The organism is Reticulibacter mediterranei (assembly GCF_016587455.1).
Genome location: NZ_BNJK01000001.1, coordinates 4,713,744 through 4,730,660, shown reverse-complemented (window position 1 = coordinate 4,730,660; position 16,917 = coordinate 4,713,744). Strand labels below are relative to the sequence as shown.

Annotated in this window: 17 protein-coding genes; 8 read left to right on the top strand and 9 right to left on the bottom strand. The window is 50.3% G+C overall.

Annotated elements, in window-relative coordinates:
- Positions 1–26: 26 nt before the first annotated feature.
- Both K3T83_RS20380 and K3T83_RS20375 read left to right on the top strand, forming a co-directional pair.
- On the top strand, positions 27–302 hold the full coding sequence (locus tag K3T83_RS20380) for a hypothetical protein (protein ID WP_220204782.1): 276 nt from the start codon (positions 27–29) through the stop codon (positions 300–302).
- Between the two features lie 206 nt (positions 303–508).
- Positions 509–1,996 (top strand): pyridoxal phosphate-dependent decarboxylase family protein, encoded by a 1,488-nt coding sequence (locus K3T83_RS20375; RefSeq protein ID WP_220204781.1) that lies wholly within the window; start codon positions 509–511, stop codon positions 1,994–1,996.
- Positions 1,997–2,136: 140 nt separating this feature from the next.
- Here the strand turns inward: K3T83_RS20375 and K3T83_RS20370 are convergent, their stop codons facing one another.
- Positions 2,137–3,084, bottom strand: coding sequence for a LysR family transcriptional regulator (locus K3T83_RS20370; RefSeq protein WP_220204780.1), 948 nt, complete (start codon positions 3,082–3,084; stop codon positions 2,137–2,139).
- Between the two features lie 119 nt (positions 3,085–3,203).
- Between K3T83_RS20370 and K3T83_RS20365 the strand changes: the two genes are divergently transcribed.
- Positions 3,204–4,439: an acyl-CoA dehydrogenase family protein gene (locus tag K3T83_RS20365; RefSeq protein WP_220204779.1), complete on the top strand. Its 1,236-nt coding sequence runs from the start codon at positions 3,204–3,206 to the stop codon at positions 4,437–4,439.
- A 106-nt stretch (positions 4,440–4,545) separates the two neighbouring features.
- Here the strand turns inward: K3T83_RS20365 and K3T83_RS20360 are convergent, their stop codons facing one another.
- The 3 genes from K3T83_RS20360 to K3T83_RS20350 form a co-directional block, all read right to left on the bottom strand.
- On the bottom strand, positions 4,546–5,283 hold the full coding sequence (locus K3T83_RS20360) for an N-acyl homoserine lactonase family protein (RefSeq protein ID WP_220204778.1): 738 nt from the start codon (positions 5,281–5,283) through the stop codon (positions 4,546–4,548).
- A 24-nt stretch (positions 5,284–5,307) separates the two neighbouring features.
- The gene (locus K3T83_RS20355) at positions 5,308–5,955 is read right to left on the bottom strand and encodes a PadR family transcriptional regulator (RefSeq protein ID WP_220204777.1); all 648 of its coding nucleotides are present in this window, start codon (positions 5,953–5,955) and stop codon (positions 5,308–5,310) included.
- A gap of 276 nt (positions 5,956–6,231) precedes the next feature.
- Positions 6,232–7,032 (bottom strand): response regulator transcription factor, encoded by an 801-nt coding sequence (locus tag K3T83_RS20350; protein WP_220204776.1) that lies wholly within the window; start codon positions 7,030–7,032, stop codon positions 6,232–6,234.
- A gap of 115 nt (positions 7,033–7,147) precedes the next feature.
- On the opposite strand from K3T83_RS20350, the gene K3T83_RS20345 reads away from it, so the two are divergent.
- A complete protein-coding gene (locus K3T83_RS20345; protein ID WP_220204775.1) occupies positions 7,148–7,813 on the top strand; it encodes an HD domain-containing protein in 666 nt (221 codons plus the stop codon).
- Positions 7,814–7,845: 32 nt separating this feature from the next.
- Here the strand turns inward: K3T83_RS20345 and K3T83_RS20340 are convergent, their stop codons facing one another.
- From K3T83_RS20340 to K3T83_RS20330, 3 genes are all read right to left on the bottom strand, one after another.
- Positions 7,846–8,331 (bottom strand): DinB family protein, encoded by a 486-nt coding sequence (locus tag K3T83_RS20340; protein ID WP_220204774.1) that lies wholly within the window; start codon positions 8,329–8,331, stop codon positions 7,846–7,848.
- A gap of 91 nt (positions 8,332–8,422) precedes the next feature.
- Positions 8,423–9,448 (bottom strand): ParB/RepB/Spo0J family partition protein, encoded by a 1,026-nt coding sequence (locus K3T83_RS20335; RefSeq protein ID WP_220204773.1) that lies wholly within the window; start codon positions 9,446–9,448, stop codon positions 8,423–8,425.
- Positions 9,441–10,211 (bottom strand): ParA family protein, encoded by a 771-nt coding sequence (locus K3T83_RS20330; protein ID WP_220204772.1) that lies wholly within the window; start codon positions 10,209–10,211, stop codon positions 9,441–9,443. Before K3T83_RS20330 ends, K3T83_RS20335 begins: the two co-directional genes overlap by 8 nt.
- A 590-nt stretch (positions 10,212–10,801) precedes the next feature.
- Between K3T83_RS20330 and K3T83_RS20325 the strand changes: the two genes are divergently transcribed.
- Entirely contained in the window at positions 10,802–11,746 is a 945-nt protein-coding gene (locus K3T83_RS20325; RefSeq protein WP_220204771.1) for a hypothetical protein, read from the top strand.
- Positions 11,747–11,817: 71 nt separating this feature from the next.
- Positions 11,818–12,444, top strand: a complete 627-nt coding sequence (locus K3T83_RS20320) for a hypothetical protein (protein WP_220204770.1) — start codon at positions 11,818–11,820, stop codon at positions 12,442–12,444.
- Between the two features lie 49 nt (positions 12,445–12,493).
- On the opposite strand, the gene K3T83_RS20315 is transcribed toward K3T83_RS20320, so the two are convergent.
- Complete coding sequence (locus K3T83_RS20315; protein ID WP_220204769.1) at positions 12,494–13,003, bottom strand: hypothetical protein; 510 nt, start codon at positions 13,001–13,003, stop codon at positions 12,494–12,496.
- A gap of 40 nt (positions 13,004–13,043) precedes the next feature.
- A complete protein-coding gene (locus K3T83_RS20310) occupies positions 13,044–13,280 on the bottom strand; it encodes an FmdB family zinc ribbon protein (protein ID WP_220204768.1) in 237 nt (78 codons plus the stop codon).
- 338 nt (positions 13,281–13,618) lie between these two features.
- Here K3T83_RS20310 and K3T83_RS20305 point away from each other — a divergent pair, with 338 nt between their 5' ends.
- Together K3T83_RS20305 and K3T83_RS20300 are read left to right on the top strand one after the other, a co-directional pair.
- A complete protein-coding gene (locus tag K3T83_RS20305) occupies positions 13,619–14,902 on the top strand; it encodes a lysylphosphatidylglycerol synthase transmembrane domain-containing protein (protein ID WP_220204767.1) in 1,284 nt (427 codons plus the stop codon).
- A gap of 248 nt (positions 14,903–15,150) precedes the next feature.
- The gene (locus K3T83_RS20300) at positions 15,151–16,896 is read left to right on the top strand and encodes a TIR domain-containing protein (RefSeq protein ID WP_220204766.1); all 1,746 of its coding nucleotides are present in this window, start codon (positions 15,151–15,153) and stop codon (positions 16,894–16,896) included.
- Positions 16,897–16,917 lie beyond the last annotated feature (21 nt).

The following is a 16,917-nucleotide window of genomic DNA, read 5'->3' as shown; positions in this document are numbered from 1 at the left end:
TTTAGAGTCTGTTTTATAAGTACATTTTGCAAAAAGGGCTGAATCAAGGCATTGAACAAGGTATCGAACAGGGCATTGAGCAGGGTCGTGAAAAAGGACGGGAAGAGGCAGCAAAGGAAATGCTTCGAGAATCGCGCGAGACCTTGCTCCATGCTGTGGAGGCCCGTTTTCCAGATCTGGCAAGCCTGGCAAAAAAACAAACGGAGCATATTCAGGACCATCACACAATTCAACGCTTGATCGTCAAACTCTTCACTGCCCAAACACGCGAAGATGCTGAGATTATCCTGCTAAATCAATAAATACCTGCTTCCTGACACTTTAAATAGCTTTCACGCTTGTGGCGTCATGAAGCAACCAGTATGTAACCTGACGTTCCCTGCAAGCTTCATATTGATATTTTTCACTTCACCCCCCCCAACAACCACGATACTTCGCTCGACAATTATGCTATCCTGTACTCAGGAACACCATATCGACACATTTCACTATGAGGAGATCCCGATAGATGGAAGAGCAAACACCGCTGGATGCCGCACAGCAGCCCACAGCAACGGGTGATATGGACCCGGAGGCGTTTCGTCGCTACGGTCACAAGGCCGTGGATTGGATCGCCGACTATCTTAGCAACGCCGCGCAATATCCCGTGTTATCGCAACTTGCACCGGGAGATATTCGCCACGTGCTGCCAGCAAAGCCGCCCGAAGAACCGGAATCGATGCAGCAGATTCTCGCAGATTTCGACAAACAACTGATGCCCGGCATAACACACTGGAACGCGCCCGGCTTCATGGCTTATTTTAGCAACACTGGCTCCGGTCCCGGCATCCTGGGCGAAATGCTAACGGCGGCGCTTAATACAAATGCGATGCTCTGGCGCACCTCGCCAGCCGCCACCGAACTGGAACAGATCACACTGGACTGGTTACGACAACTGCTCGGCCTGCCACATCCCATGTTTGGCGTCATCAACGACACGGCCTCCACCGGCATTCTCTACGCCCTGGCAGCCGCGCGCGAAGCCATTCCCAAACTCTATATTCGCCAGAAAGGGATAGGGGGACGGAGCGATGTGCCACGCCTGCGCCTCTATTGCTCTCAGGAAGCTCATTCAGCAGCAGATAAGGCCGCAATCGTGCTGGGTGTTGGACAGGAGGGACTGCGCAAGATCGGCACAGACAACCAGTTTCGTATGGATGTTACTGAGTTGGAACGCACAATAGAGGAAGATCTGGCGGCTGGCTGGCTCCCGTTTGCCGTCGTTGCAACGGTTGGCACGACCTCCACCACCAGCATTGATCCCGTGCCACAGATCGCCGATATCTGCGAACGCCACCACCTCTGGCTCCATGTCGATGCAGCATATGGCGGTATGGCGGCGATAGCTCCCGAAATGCGCGGGATTATGGAGGGCTGCGAACGAGCCGATTCGCTCATCGTCAATCCGCACAAGTGGCTCTTTACACCGATGGATTGTAGCGTACTCTACACTCGCAAGCCAGAAGTGATGAAAGCAGCCTTTAGCCTGATCCCCGAATTCCTGCGTACAAACGAGAGCCTGGGCGACGAGACGCCAAACCTGATGGACTATGGCAACGCGTTGGGCCGCCGCTTCCGCTCGCTCAAACTGTGGATGATATTGCGCTACTTCGGGCACGAGGGACTCGCGGCACGCATCCGCGAACATTGCCGCCTCGCGCAATTACTGTCAGGCTGGCTCGATGCATCGCCCAACTTCGAGCGCATGACTCCGACACAGTTTAGCTTGGTCTGTCTGCGCGCCCATCCACAAGGCATGGACGACGAGGAACAATTGAACGCTCTCAACGAACGGCTGATGAACCGCATCAACGCTACTGGTCGCTTCCTGCTCTCCCACACAAAGCTGCATCGGCGCTTCACAATTCGTGTCGCGATTGGCAACCTGCGCACCAGCGAGAAGGATATCAGGGATCTCTGGACCGAACTGCAAGAGGATCTGGTCAAAGAGATATAATTGCTGCCACCATAAAATGAGATGGGGAGCGCACCACCCGAATATGGCAGGGGTGATGGCTTGTCCTCGTCTGTCTTGCCCCTATTGTATGTATGATGAACCAGGGCGAGGACAAGCCATCACCCCTGCCATATTCGGCATCACCCTACCTGCATCTCTTTGCTTTCTTTCACCTTCTTTTCTTGCTGGCTCCAGACCTCGCGTGCGAGGTCTCGAAATGCCTCGACCAGAGGAGAGGTCTCCTGCTTTCTCCACATCAGGAATGCTTCAAAGGTGATATCAATATCGGCAAGAGGACAGATCACAACGTCTTGACGGTGCAGAAGCATCGGCGAAATAGGAAACAAGCCAATACCAACATTAGCAGCTACCAGTCCGAGGATCATCGGAATATCAGCGACTTCCTGGACAATATGAGGCTTGAAGCCACAAAGCCGAATCATCTGTTCATAGAGAACACCCGCGCTCGAATGCGAGGAACAGATAAAAGGTTCATCAACAAGATCACGAAGCAGAACAAATGGCTGTGATGCAAAGCGATGTTGTGACGTACATACAACCACAATTGGAAGTTGCTGAATAACCTCTATGTCAAATTCCGTTGCCATATCCTGATCCTTTATGCCTATCGTATATGCGATCTGGATTAGCTGAGCATCAAGTGCATTGTGTTGTTCTTGCAGATGCATCTCTTTCAGACCGATATCGACGGCAGGAAAGCGCTGGCGGTAGAGCGCCATAACATCAGGCAGAAAGGTATCCGCCCCTGGCGCGTGACGAAAATAGCCAACAGAGAGCTTCCCCACCAATCCTTGATGCGCTTCTTGCGCGGACTTGATGGCATTCTCCACCTGCTCCAAAATCGGGAGAATCTCTTTCAGAAACACCTGCCCTGCATTCGTCAATGTCACGCTATGACGATTGCGCTCGAAGAGACGCGCCCCCACTATCCGCTCCAATTGCCGTATTTGCTGGCTTAACGCCGGCTGCGCAATCAGCAATTTTTCAGCGGCACGGCTGAAATGAAGCTCCTGAGCAACTGCCGCGAAATAGCGTAAGTGACGCAACTCTATCTTCTGGTTATACATCAAACTTCTTACCAGGATAAACAACATATATTGGACATGGCATCAGTATACTGCTATAGTCAAGAAGCGGCAACAACAAGAAGAATTACTTCTCTTCATAGAATAGAAAGGATTTACTGATGATAACACATCATGCTATACAAACAACAGGAATTCAGGAGATGATTCAGCGTGCGCAAGCACTGCGCAAGAAGTTTGCACAAACGTCGGCAGAGATTGATGCACGAGGAGAAGACCCTACAGAGAATCTTCAACAGATATGGCAAGCAGGATTGTACCGGCTGAGCATTCCTGTGGAATATGGTGGTCTCTGGGACAGAAAGATGAACTCCAATAGTGAAGCCCTTGTCGAAATTGCTACTCATCTTTGTGCAGGCGAAGGTAGTACTGGCATGATTTTTGTAACCCAAATAGCCGGGTTGCGCCTGCTGTTTCACGAGCACAGCGCCCTACCCAAAGAGACACAACAACAACTGGCACGAGAAGCTCTTGAAGAGGATATCCGCTTTATCGGCTCTCATGCTGATACCGGAACTGGTAGTTCCGTCATCTCACGCAAGGTAGATGGTGGCATCATCATCAACGGAACCAAAACTTTCAATACAGGGAGTGGTAGAGCGCACTATGCTCATGTCATGCATACTCTTGAAGGAGAGCAAGGTCTATATGCAGGGCTGGTACGTCTGGATGCTCCCGGAGTGACGCTGCATCATGATTGGGATAATATGGGACAACGCGCGACGGTCAGCCAGACGATTACCTATAAAGATGTGTTTGTCCCTGATGGCTGGCATATGCCTATTACAGGTTTTACTCCTTTGTTTTTGACATTGATGTTTTTGATGTATGCCAGTATTACGCTGGGCAACGGGGAAGGCGGCTACGATGCCATACTCGATTATGTGCGCACCTCCAAACGTTCCATCACTCCTGGATGGGAAGATCCCAAAACTGATCCCATTATCCGTTTGCGTATCGGAGAATTTTCAAGCCGCCTTGCGGCCGCCCACGCACTCCAGCGCGAAGTGAGCCGACAACTGGAACAGATGGAAGAAGGTGCCGATTTTACTCCACTACTCATAGGCAGTATGCGTGTTCAAGCTACATGTATCGATGCCGCAGTCAAAACGACGAGCGAGTTGTTTGAGCTGACGGGCGCACGCAGCACCTCAAATACCTATAGGCTCGATCGTTTCTGGCGCAATGCTCGCACATTTTCGCTGCATGACCCGATCATGGCCAAGCTGACTACGATTGGTGACTACGACCTCACTGGCGAGTTCACCATGCCGGTCCCCCCTCAGAGTAAAGGTCCGGCTTATCCATCGCCCAAAAATCTAGAAAAAGAGGCGTAATATACACCCATATTCGTAGTTGCGCGATTTACCGCGCTGGTGTCTCACAATTCAGGTGAAAGCGACTCAGCGCGGTAAATCGCGCAACTACGAATATAGGGGTTATTTAAGCGTAAAATTCAGGAGCTTTTTTGATTCCGTTCTGCCACTGGTTCGCGTCGTGTCCATGAACAATCAGGGTAACGCCCTCGCGCTTCGCCAGATCGACAAGTTTACGGGTGCTGGCAATAACCCCTGCTTCGTCCATATCCATTGGACCCTTCTTCCGCTTCTCCACATCTAGATTTTCTTGAACAGGGGCGGCATCAATGGCGAGCAGGACGGGGCCGGTTTCTGGAAGGCGCACCAGGACCGATTGATGGCCTGGGACGTGTCCACTGGTCTCGATCAATTCTATGCCCGGCAACAGCTCCGTATCGCCATCCACCAGACGATAGTGCAGGTTGGGCGCATCCCAATACTCGCGATTACGTGCAAAGCGTTCGTGGCCGCCCTTCGCCACTTCGTAATGCTGTCGTTGCACTATTAGTTCGGCATCAGGAAAGAGGTTGTGGCTGCTCGCATGATCCATATCAAAATGCGTGCAAATCAGGTAATTGATATCACCCGGTTTGAGACCAAGCGCGGCAAGTTGGTTGACGAGATAATCGCTCTCGTTCATAACAATCGTTCTCCCGCCAGGTCCGCTAGTTGTGCCAATCATGCTAGCCGGGAAACCGGTATCCACCAGGACGTTGATGCCATCGCCGGTTTGAATCAGGTAGGCAGGGACAGGTACTCCCGGCCCCATCGTCGCCAGTTGCATTAAATAGAGACGCTTCGGTCCTTGATTTGTCGTCGTCATCACGTTCTCCTTTTCTCAAGAGGCTCACCCGGCATCATCAGCCACGCGAGCAATTTCCTGCTCCACCCATTGCAGCTCCGCCTGAACACCATGCAGACGCAAGGATATACCTCGCAAGATATGCGTGAAATCTATATCTTTGTAGCTCTCCTGGTGGTTCTCTTTGCGCCTCTGCTGCATTTGCGTATAGTTTTCGACCATGCGCAAATAGCCGAGGTAATGTTGCAAAATGGCGAGCTGTTGCTCGGATGAAACATATTTAAAATGGATCAACTTGATCAGAAAGAGTTCAGGAGTATCGACCGTATACTCATCAGGCTCAAGCATCATTGCGAGAAAACGCTCTCTCCCCGCGTCAGTGATGCGATAGCGTTTGCGCTGCCGACCACTCGCCTCCGTATTGCACTGCCTCGCATCACCCTCTATATCCAATGCGATCAACCCATCACGCTCCAACTGACGAATGAGTGGATAGAGCGCCCCCCAACTGATCTGACGGAACGGCCCCAGGACATTGCAGAGGAAATCGCGCAGCATATACCCATGCAGCGACTTATCCATCAACTGGCCCAACACAAACAATTGATACGTCTGCTGCTTGCGCGCTCCTCCTTCGGCAACTCTCACTCCACCATTCCCGGTCACTTCGTTCTCAATGCGCTCTCTAGACATCGCATGCCTCCATCTGTACTGACATTCCCTGCCATTATATCAAACCCACAACATAGGCAAGCAAAAAGCAGGCAGACGAAAAGGCATGGTTGCTCATAGCACTGTAGCTGGTCGTTATTCTTCCTATCTCTCTCAATTTTTATATCAAACTGATATAACTATTATTATATCAGTTTGATATATTTGTCAAGAAGAAAGCCACACAAAAAAGGCACAGCTTCCCCCTGAATGGGAAGGAAAGCTGTGTCACAGTGCAGTAAGGAGGAGAGAAACAATCTAGCAGAATTCTTCGTCAAGCAACAGGCCATGACGCAAGGCAAAGATGGCAACCTGGGTGCGGTCGCGCAGATGGAGCTTCTGAAAAATAACGGTAAGATAATTTTTGACAGTTTTTTCAGAATAGGCGAGTTTTTCGGCAATTTCTTTATTGCTCATACCGACAGACAGATAGCGAATAATTTCAATCTCTTTTTCCGAAAGAAGATCGGTTACATGTTCACCGGCCACATGAGAGAGGCGCTGGAATTCATCAAGTAAAGTACGTGTAATCCCTGGTTGCAGCGCAACGCCCTGAGTGTGGACAGCGCGAATAGTCTCGATGACCTCACGCGCTGAGGCGCTCTTCAAAAGATAGCCCCTGGCACCATTCTTTATCGCCTGCAACATCTGCCGCGTCTGCCTGTACACGGTCAGGATAATCACTGCAATCGAGGGAAACTCGCGCGTCACCTGCCGGGTCAGCGTTACGCCATCCAGCACAGGCATATGAATATCCATCAAGACGACATCGGGATGGAGCTGGCGCACTTTTTGCAGAGCATCAAAGCCATCACCAGCTTCGCCAACCACCTGGATATCTTTCTCCAAAGCAAAGAGCTGGCTCAATCCCTCGCGTAGCAATGCATGATCATCAACCAGCAGCACCCGAATGGCCTGCTTGCATGCAGTCTGTTTATCATCACCGGGGCTTTCCGCCTCGCGCAATCCCACTCGAACGGCCGATAATGCGGGGTCAGGTCCATCTGGCTCCGTCACAGCTATGGTATACTGCCTATTGTCTGCATCAGGATAAGACATGGTGCATGGCCACTCCTTCCAGGACGATGAAGTTGACGAAACCTTTTCTTTATTCAGTATAGCAAGCAGACAAGAATAGTATGTTTGCATCAAGATAGAAATGAGTACAGAGAGCATGGAGACAGTCTTCAATGAGTCAGGGGTACTGGCTCAGGTCTATGAAGAGATACAACAGCGTTTTAGCGGGATCGAGGATCTGGCGCATGGTTGGGAGCACGTGCAGCGCGTGTATCATCTGGCCCTCTCTATTGCAGAGCGCGAGGAAGCAGATCGTTTTATTGTTGGTATGGCAGCGCTGACGCATGATCTGGGGCGCACAGCACCGCAAGAACAGGCGGGACACCACGCCGATCTCTCCGTTCAGCTTGCCACAGATCTGATGAACACATACGCGGTACCCGTTGACAAACAACAGGCTATTCTCCACGCCATCATTGCACATAGTTTTAGTCGCGGCGTCCCACCACAAACATTAGAGGCGCATGTGGTGCGAGACGCAGACCGGCTCGATGGGCTAGGAGCGATTGGCATTATGCGCTGGGCCATGACGGGAATTGTCTTGCAGACAAGCGAGACGCGCTCCTACCATCCCGACGACCCCTTTGCCGAAAAGCATATTCCCGACGATAAGCGTTACGTCCTCGATCACTTCTATGCCAAACTGCTTAAATTGGAGAAGACAATGGAGACGGAAACAGCGCGTGCAATGGCAGCACAGCGCACAGCGTTTATGCGCACATACCTCCATCAACTGCGTCAGGAGCTTGAAGCAACGAAATAAAAGCGCTGTCTATGATGAGCAGGGAGGAGATGCTATTCTGTTTTTTGCGCTTTTATGGCTACAAGTTGTTGGGCATGTTCCTGGTCAAATTGTGGTAAAGCATCAACGAGTTGATAGAACTTGCACCCTTCCTGCTCTGAGGTATGGAAAGGGCGCGCCCACGCCTCCTCGGGGAGACTCTTCAGATACTCAAAAATCTCTTCACGCCGAGCAACCAGCCCTCCCAGCACAGCATCCAGCGAGGTGGGCGGCTCCGCAGTCTCCAGCAGGTGAGGAACCTCTACCGCAAGATCTTCCAGGAGCGGATTCTCTTCATTCTGGACACGCTGCATCTGGTCCAAAGCCAGGCCGTCAGCGATATAGAGATGATAGGCCAGTCGGAGTGGAGTGTATCCCTCATGCGTAGATAGCTGAGCCAGTTCTGCCTTGCTAAACTTTGCCAGCCGGCCCATAAACTCGATACGTGCCGCCACCATCTTAGGGCGCACCTTCTCAAATGAACTTTCCACTGTCGTCATTCTTCCCTCCCTACAAACGGGGATCGTCGCCACCCGCACGCAGACGGGGAACTACTCTCCCCTTCATCGGACGAGGCTAAACCCTCGTCCCCTACGATCCTTGTTCTTCCTGTTTGACCAGACGACTATATAAATTCTCCAGTTCTTCCTGGTCGTTGAAATGCAGAACCAGCGTGCCCTTCCCTCTGGCATTCAATTTGAGATCAACCTTTACCATCAAAGCATTGCGAAACTGCGTCTCCAACGCGTCCAATTCGGAAGGGCGACGCGCTGGCCCTGTGACCTGCTGTACAGCCGCTTCTATATTCTCAGATGCTTTCATACGCGCCGCCAATTCTTCGGCCTGTCGCACGTTCAGGCGTAACGCGACGATTTTGCCCATCGCCGTTTCCTGATCTTCCTCGCGTGCTATGCCCACGAGCGCACGTGCATGGCCCTCTGTAAAAAACTCGGATTGCGACATCAGCATCTCCCGCACTTTGGGGGCAAGATTCAACAAACGCAACGCATTGGTAATGGTTGTCCGATCCTTTCCGACCCGCTTCGCCACCATCTCCTGCGTCAGTCCAAACTCCTGCACCAACGCCTGATATGCCAGCGCTTCCTCGATTGGATTGAGATCGGCCCTCTGAATGTTCTCGATCAGAGCCAGTTCGAGCATCTGTTGCGGCGTCACGTCCTTAATAACGACCGGCACCTGCTTCAAACCGGCCAGCCGTGCCGCACGCCAGCGTCTCTCACCCGCAATGATCTGATAATCAACAACTGGCTTTTCAGCCGTGGCATCTTGATCCGTCAACGCTCCCGCATCGTCGCTAAACCAGGATGAGGTCTCTTTCACCGCCGCTTTATCAGAAGCAGTATTCAAGGGCATCACGACAATTGGCTGGAGGACACCATGTTCTTTAATCGAAGCACTTAGCTCAAGCAATCGTGCATCATCTTCACGGAAGATCCGGCGAGGCTGACGAGGATTGGGCATGATGCTATCGATGGGCACCTGGGGAAGCGCGCTTGTCTCGCTCTGAGGAACCACCTGTTGCGAGGCGATCACCTCCGAGGCACCCGAAATCAGTGCATCGAGGCCGCGCCCCAGACCGAATTTTTGTTTAGCCACGAGCCATTACCTCCTCAGCGAGCGCACGATAAGCCATTGCCCCAGGAGATGTGGGATCATAATCCAGTATCGCCTGCCCATAACTGGGAGCCTCGCTCAAACGGATATTGCGACTGATAATGGTTTGAAAAGCCTCTTCCGGGAAGTGACTACGCACCTCACGTACAATCTCTCCTGCCAGGCGGGTGCGTGGATCAAACATGGTCAGCACGACGCCAGCAACCGACAATGATGGATTGAGTTGCTTTTTGACAATATTAATCGTATTGAGCAGTTGGGTCAATCCCTCCAGAGCCAGATATTCGCACTGGATCGGGATCAGGACACCATCAGCTGCAACAAGCGCATTGATCGTCAATAAGCCCAGCGAGGGGGGACAATCAATCAGAATATAGTCGCAGCGGTTCCGAATAGGCTCTAAGATCTGGCGTAAGCGCTGCTCGCGTGCCAGCGCGCCCACCAGTTCTATCTCTGCCGCTGCAAGGTCCACTGTACAGGGTGCGACGACCAGTTCTCGCCGGGGCGAGGGAACGATCACATCAAATATTGAGACGTTATCTTGCTGCTGTACAAGCAAATCATAAATTGTATACTGTCGTTTTTGCTTTAATACACCTATACCACTGGAAGTGTTTGCTTGTGGGTCTATATCAACCAGCAATACTTTGCGTCCTGCGGCTGCTAGATACGTAGCAAGGTTAATGGCAGTCGTGGTTTTTCCCACGCCACCCTTCTGGTTCGCAATAGCGTACACTTTTGACACAGGTTGCTACCGTACCTTTCCTCTCTCCTGCCAGATGAGACAAGCTTAGCATTATGCTGCACCGTCATTGTAACAAATGTCCTGATGAGAAGCAAGTTTCCTCCTCAACTTACACTATATCTCTTCCTCCACTTTAACAGGTACTTTTTTCTCACTCTTCCCATTGCCCAGCAAGCCATCAGTACAGCTTTCTCAACCATACACATCAAATCGAGTCGCCCGAGTTGCTTCTCCTTCGCATCATACCACAGGGACAAGGAGTTCGGTATAACGCCATCCAACCACCTGCTCTCAGGAACTGTTCAGCCTATGTCCCTCTCCTTACTTAAAAACACAAATCATACTCTTTTTTACATACACCCTATTTTTTAGCACCACTCTACTTATTTTTAATGATTTTTTTATTTACAAGTGGGATACAATAAACCTGTATTTTTGATACGTGTTAGAGTTGCATTTTACATGCATTAAAGATACGTCTTATTATCGAGCGTTTTCGTCATTTCATCGCACATATTTTCATACAAGATGCATATAAAGAAGCTTCTCTTTCACTGGCCGCAGGACATTCAACAGAAAGCCCAGGAATTATGAGCAATTTCGAGAGCAAAGACACGGCAGATTCTCAAGAAAAGATAACAGAACAAGCGCGTGCTATCCTCTCCCTTTTACAAAAAGCCATTACTGATATGCATCACATTGACGAGCTATTTCAATGGCTGGCTGCTCAATTAATCGAACATTGTCAGGCTGAGGTTGCAGAAATCTGGGCGTTGCAAGCCAATATGACGGGCCAACTTGCGCTCCAGTTGCGTACGCTTGTCACCCGCGATACGACATTGCCGCAACACGTTGTCGCGAACAACCACATCGCGGAGTTTACAACTCGCCTTTTTAGCGAACAACGGCACTATCCCTTGCAAGCTGTTAAACGACTCTTTTCCAACTATCCGGCATCTACGCTCTCCCGCTATGGGCTGAACTATGTTGCAGGCTACTATTTTCATAATACGGTTGAGCGGCTCTCCCCGGCTCGTCAGACGCCGCCAGGCACAGGTCGTCCGGTTCCCTTTACGCTCGCCATCCTGCTGTTTCAGCATGAGAGGCGCTCTCACGACCCACTTGCAACACTTCAAGTTCTCCTACCACAGACTGTGTTAATCGCGAAAAATCGTGGACTGCTCGTGGTCGATCCAATTACATCACCACCTTTTTCGCCTTACGAGATGGCAACGCCGATACCCCAGCATAATCCAGCATTGCATCTCTGGATACTTATTCCCCATCGTCGGCGTGAAAATGAGCTACTGATGTCCAGCAATCCTTTATCGCGTTCAGTCGATATCGCTGATAAACAGGCGCGCCGCGTCTATAGTGCGATCGATGGTCGCAAAAACATGGACGCGCTCAGACGTACAACAGGTTTAGAGGCCCAGGAACTTGTGCGCATCACGAAAATGCTGATAGCTCAGCGTCGTGTAGAGTTATACGAGCCAGGGGGTAAACTGGTCAACCCGGTCGATTTTCTCCCCTGACAACCTTTTTTTTCTAGTCTGGATCAGCCAATGTTAATAATTATTTTTTATGCCAGAAGGAGATTATATTTATGATTTCAGCTCTGATCCCCAACATTCTAGCTATAATATTAAGTATCGTTACTATATTTATTGCTGGAAGAGCCTTTTACCTATATGCCCGTATTCGCAGTCCACGCCTGTTTATACTTGGTCTGGCAATGGCGGTCATTGCGCTCACAGCCCTGGCTGATCTCGCAGCAAACACCCTGACCAGTATCACATTGCATACCAACTGGTTTCTCTATATTGGACAGGCGGTGAGCTTCCTCTTTATCTTCTTGAGCCTGCTCAGCGGCAACGAGGAATATCAGGGCAAGTTGATGCGCTGGCAGATTATTTGCTCGCTACTTGCGCTCATCCTCCTGTTAACTGCTCCTTTTATTCCCGACTTTCCCAATGTCGCCGTCAAATTCGTGCTGCGTAGTACCCGGGCCGTGCTCTGCTTCGCTATTTTCTTCTCTTACATAGCGGCGTTCATGAGCAAACAGACGCGCTTTAGCTTCCTCATGGCAACATCTTTCTTACTCTTGAGCTTTGGCTATCTCATTATTGTGTTGCAGTACTCGGTCACATCTGCCACACTTTTTGACAATCTCGGAGATATCGTACGTATGGTGGGATTGATTACGCTGCTCATCGCGGTAACGCTGGGCTAAGCACTGGAGGGGTTATTTTAAGAAGGGAGGCTTTCATTCTCCCTTCTCCTCACAGGGTTACGCGGTTGCCCCCTGCTGGCATAGTGAAACGCAAAAATCCGCCTTGCGACAGTTTGGTACAAACCACCGCCATTGTATAGAAGGCAAAGAGCGCCAATATCGTCCTGAATTCATAGAGGGCGAAATCGGCCATCGTGAGATGATTGGGACCATCATTGAGCAGACGCGGCAGAGCCGGTCCCAATTGTGTCCCTAGAAAGCTGGTGATGGGCAACCCGCAACTCAGCGTAATGACCAGATCAATGATGAAACAGATACTCGCCAGCAGCGGTCCAAGCAGCCAGAAACGCTTGCTCAAACGCTCTCGCTTTGGCGCTGCAATACGACGAGTAGCCCAATATGGAGCCAGTATATACTCCAGCGTCATAAAGATCAGCGGAGCAACAACACTGGTCCAATCAGGAAAAATGCTGGGGGTAATTAAGGCACCGAGCCGACCCAGCGTGAAGAGAATAACCCCCTCGATCACGCCGCGTCGATAACTTACTTTACTAAACATGATCGATATAACCTGATCGCCTTTGCACTAGTAGCAAATACTAATGGCAGCCACAGCCACCACCACCACAACCACAAGATCCTCCACCCATTGAAGGGGCCATATCATTGTAAGAACTATCTTCGCTGCTGCCCCGCTGAGACGCAAAGACCGAAAGCAGGCGGCGCACTTTCTCGCTCTGACATTTCATACAGACAACCCCATCTGCGTGCTGATGGCTGACCAGCAATTCAAATTTGGCCTGACAGTCCGAGCAATAGTACTCGTATAACGGCATGAAAATATACCTCCAGGTGAAATGCTATTACTAACAACTGGAAAACACTTCAATGTTTATATGATTGTTGATATTGTAGTGCCTCCCCTGACTATTCGTCAAGATACAATGAAACCCCGTCTCATCCCCCATTCCTCCTAATAATTATCTCATTTAATAATTGTCTCATTCTTGTCGCCTATAAGGTTTACAAGCGCGACATTACATAGAAAGAACAAGCACAGCTATTCAAATAGTACATTTCACCTACACCCATAATCTGGTCAGTTTCATCAGCAACTCACCATTTAAGCTGACGAGATCACATCTCATTTCAATCTATTTCAAGCGAGGTTTTTGTGACACAACCAAATCGACCATCCGTAACTACAACGACGACAGCCCGACTAGCCCGCATAAAACTGGTGCGATTGCCGAGTGGACAGACATTACCAGGTAAGGTAGACCAACCATCATTATTACCGGATACTACTCAGCATCAGCGCATACAACTCCCAGGCTTACAGACACACGTTTCCCAGGAAACAGACCAATATCCTCAAATCTCACCAACAACGACCCCTTTGTCAGCGGCAACGCTACCAGCTGGCAAAGTGGCTCTCTGGCGGTCGCCCACTGCACGGGCAGCAGCGGGCTTGCTAGTAGGCATTGTCCTTTTTGCTCTGGTTCTCTATTATGTGAACCCAATCGAGATACTACGTACGCTTCAAAAAAATCTGACAACGCCCCAGGGAGTGCTCTTTGCCTTTCTCGCTAGCCTCTCGTTCATACTGGCCTTTTGTTTTCGCGCGTTGCGCTGGCGGCTCTTCCTCAACCCGGTTCGACAGATAAGCCAGGTAAAAATTATCCAGGTCTTTCTGGTTGGCGTCTTCCTCAATTTCGTCCTCCCGATTCGCATTGGTGAATTGGCAAAATGCCTCATTCTCAAACGCACCGATCGCATTGATGTACGTCAATCATTACCAACGATTACAATGGACAAAATCCAGGATTTATTGCCAGCCCTGTTGATTGTCGCCCTTGCTCCTCTGTTAGGAGAACAATTTGATGCCAAACTGTGGACTATGTTATTTTTTGCCGTAAGCGTCTTGCTCGGTGCAATCCTATTTGTTGCGCTGACGGCCTGGAAACGCACATTCGCACTCGGTCTGCTCCACAAGCTAAGCAGCCTTTTGCCGGGCAAAATAGGAACAAAAGTGGAGAGCTTCGCGACTGGCTTTGTCGAATCGCTGCTCGCCTGCACACGTCAACCCAGAATATTTCTTGTGGCGATCTTGCTTACCGCCGTCTCGGTCTCGCTCGATGGCCTGTACAATATGTTCGGCTTCTGGACCATCGGCTACCATATCACCTTCGGGCAGGCCGTTCTTGGCTATATGCTCTTCAATCTATTCTATATTTTGCCCAATCCACCAGGGCAGGTAGGCAGCAACGAATTTGTTGGCCTGCTGATCTTCAGCGGTATTTTACATATTCCCCCACAGATTGTGCTGGCTGAAATAGTCCTCTTCCATGCCTGGTCTGCCTTGCTTATGTGTCTGATGGGCATGGGCAGCCTGAGCGCCCTCGGTGTGAGCCTCTCGCATGCAATGAAGTTGCATGAGGAGGAACCACATCCCTGAGCAAACTAATGATAACGAGACCTGGGGAAATAGAAAAGTGTAACTAAAATTGTGGCACGAGTTGTACTCGCGCCACAGTTTTATATACCTTGAACTCCATTTACGCTTTACAATTACACTATTCCATAAGGATATGTCATATCATATTGGATTATACTTGTATTTATATGAATTTATATCGTCTAATATAATAGAAAACAAGTGACGAGAAAATAGCAGGAAAATCGTATGAAGGGAAGGGTAGAACGGTGAACCCGACCTACATTTTCATCAGCCACAGTTCAAAGGACAACGAATTTGGCTTGAAACTGGCACAGGATTTACGCCAGGCACTTGGTAGCAGCCACATCGTCTGGTATGATGCGCTCTCGATTCGCCCCGGAGAGGTGTGGGTACACAGCATCAGCGAGCAGATTGAACACTGCACATTTTTCATCCTTATCGCATCACCAGACGCAATGCAATCTCAGTGGGTCGATAAAGAGTTTCACGCGGCGTTTGCGAAAAAGAAACGCATCCTGCCTCTTTTATGGAAAGAGTGCAACAGATGGCCATTCCTTGAAACGTTGCAACACATTGATTTTTCTAATGCAGAGTATGCTACAGCATTGAACAATTTACTGACTGAACTGAAAACGCCGTTTGGTATGGAAACGCCTCCAGCCAGCGGAGAACCACCGACAGTCACAGAAGAGCAGATCTCGAAAAGAATCATCGAGGTACGCAAGGCAGATCAAGATCAGGCATGGGAAAAGGTTTTGAGATTAACGGAAATACTACAGGATCAATTTCCTGGTGCAGTGCCAGCGGAAGCTTATTATCTGCGGGGGCAGGCATTTTTTAAACTGGGTGATTTCGTTCAGGCGGAGAATGCACTCAATATGGCCCTGGCAGTGGTAAGCGAGCCAGATTTGCATTTGAAGTGTCTGCAAACACTGAAGCGCATTCTCGAACACACAGAGGATCGCTGGGAAGATCTTCTGCGTATCGCTGAAAGCGCTCTTCTGCTCGCGCCAAACGATAGAGAATGGGCGAAACTACGCCAACAGGCAACAAGCATCTTAAACAAACCAAGACGCCCAATCAGGCCATTGCCAGCGCCAAGGCCGGAGTATATCTCCACCTTTCGCGGACATCATGGCACCGTTTACGATCTTGCCTGGTCTCCTGATGGGAAGGAACTGGCCTCGGCCAGCGGAGATAAAACGGTGTGCATCTGGTCAATTGAAGGAAACGAGAATGAACCAACCTATGTATATAGGAAGCATAAAGGACGAATAAATGCGGTGGACTGGTCGCCGATTAACAACTGGATAGCCTCGGCCAGCGCTGATAAAACGGTCCATATCTGGCATCCTGAGCATGGTGAGCAATTGCAGTGGAAACACAAAGATCTGGTCAATGACGTGGCCTGGTCCCCTGACGGACGCTATGTCGCCTCGGCCAGCGATGATAGAACAGTGCAGGTCTGGGACATCCAGGAGGGGAAGTGTATCGCCGTTTACAACGAACATCGACATTGGGTCAACATTGTAGCCTGGTCTCCCGATGGGCGGCGTATCGCTTCGGGCAGTCAGGATAGAACGGTCCATATCTGGAATATCAGCCCAATACGCAATGAGCTCATCTTCCCGCATCATACCGACAGCATTAACGATCTGCTCTGGTCGCCTGGCGGCACCGATATCGCTTCGGCAAGCACCGATAAAACTGTACGTATATGGAGTACGACAGGAGCGCCGGGCTTCACTGTACAACGCCACAGCGATTACGTCTTGAGCCTGACCCGTTCACGCTACGGACGCCGCATCGCATCGGCAAGCAAGGGAACTATCACCGTCTGGTACACTGCCACGCGGAACATCATTTTTATCAACCCTATCCATACCGGCTTTGTCTGGACGGTCGCATGGTCGCCCGATGACAGATACATTGCGTCTGCCGGTGAAGATAAGCTCATTCAAATCTGGAGCGTTATCGATGATATTGTATAAGCGCTCTCTAGTTGTGCCGTC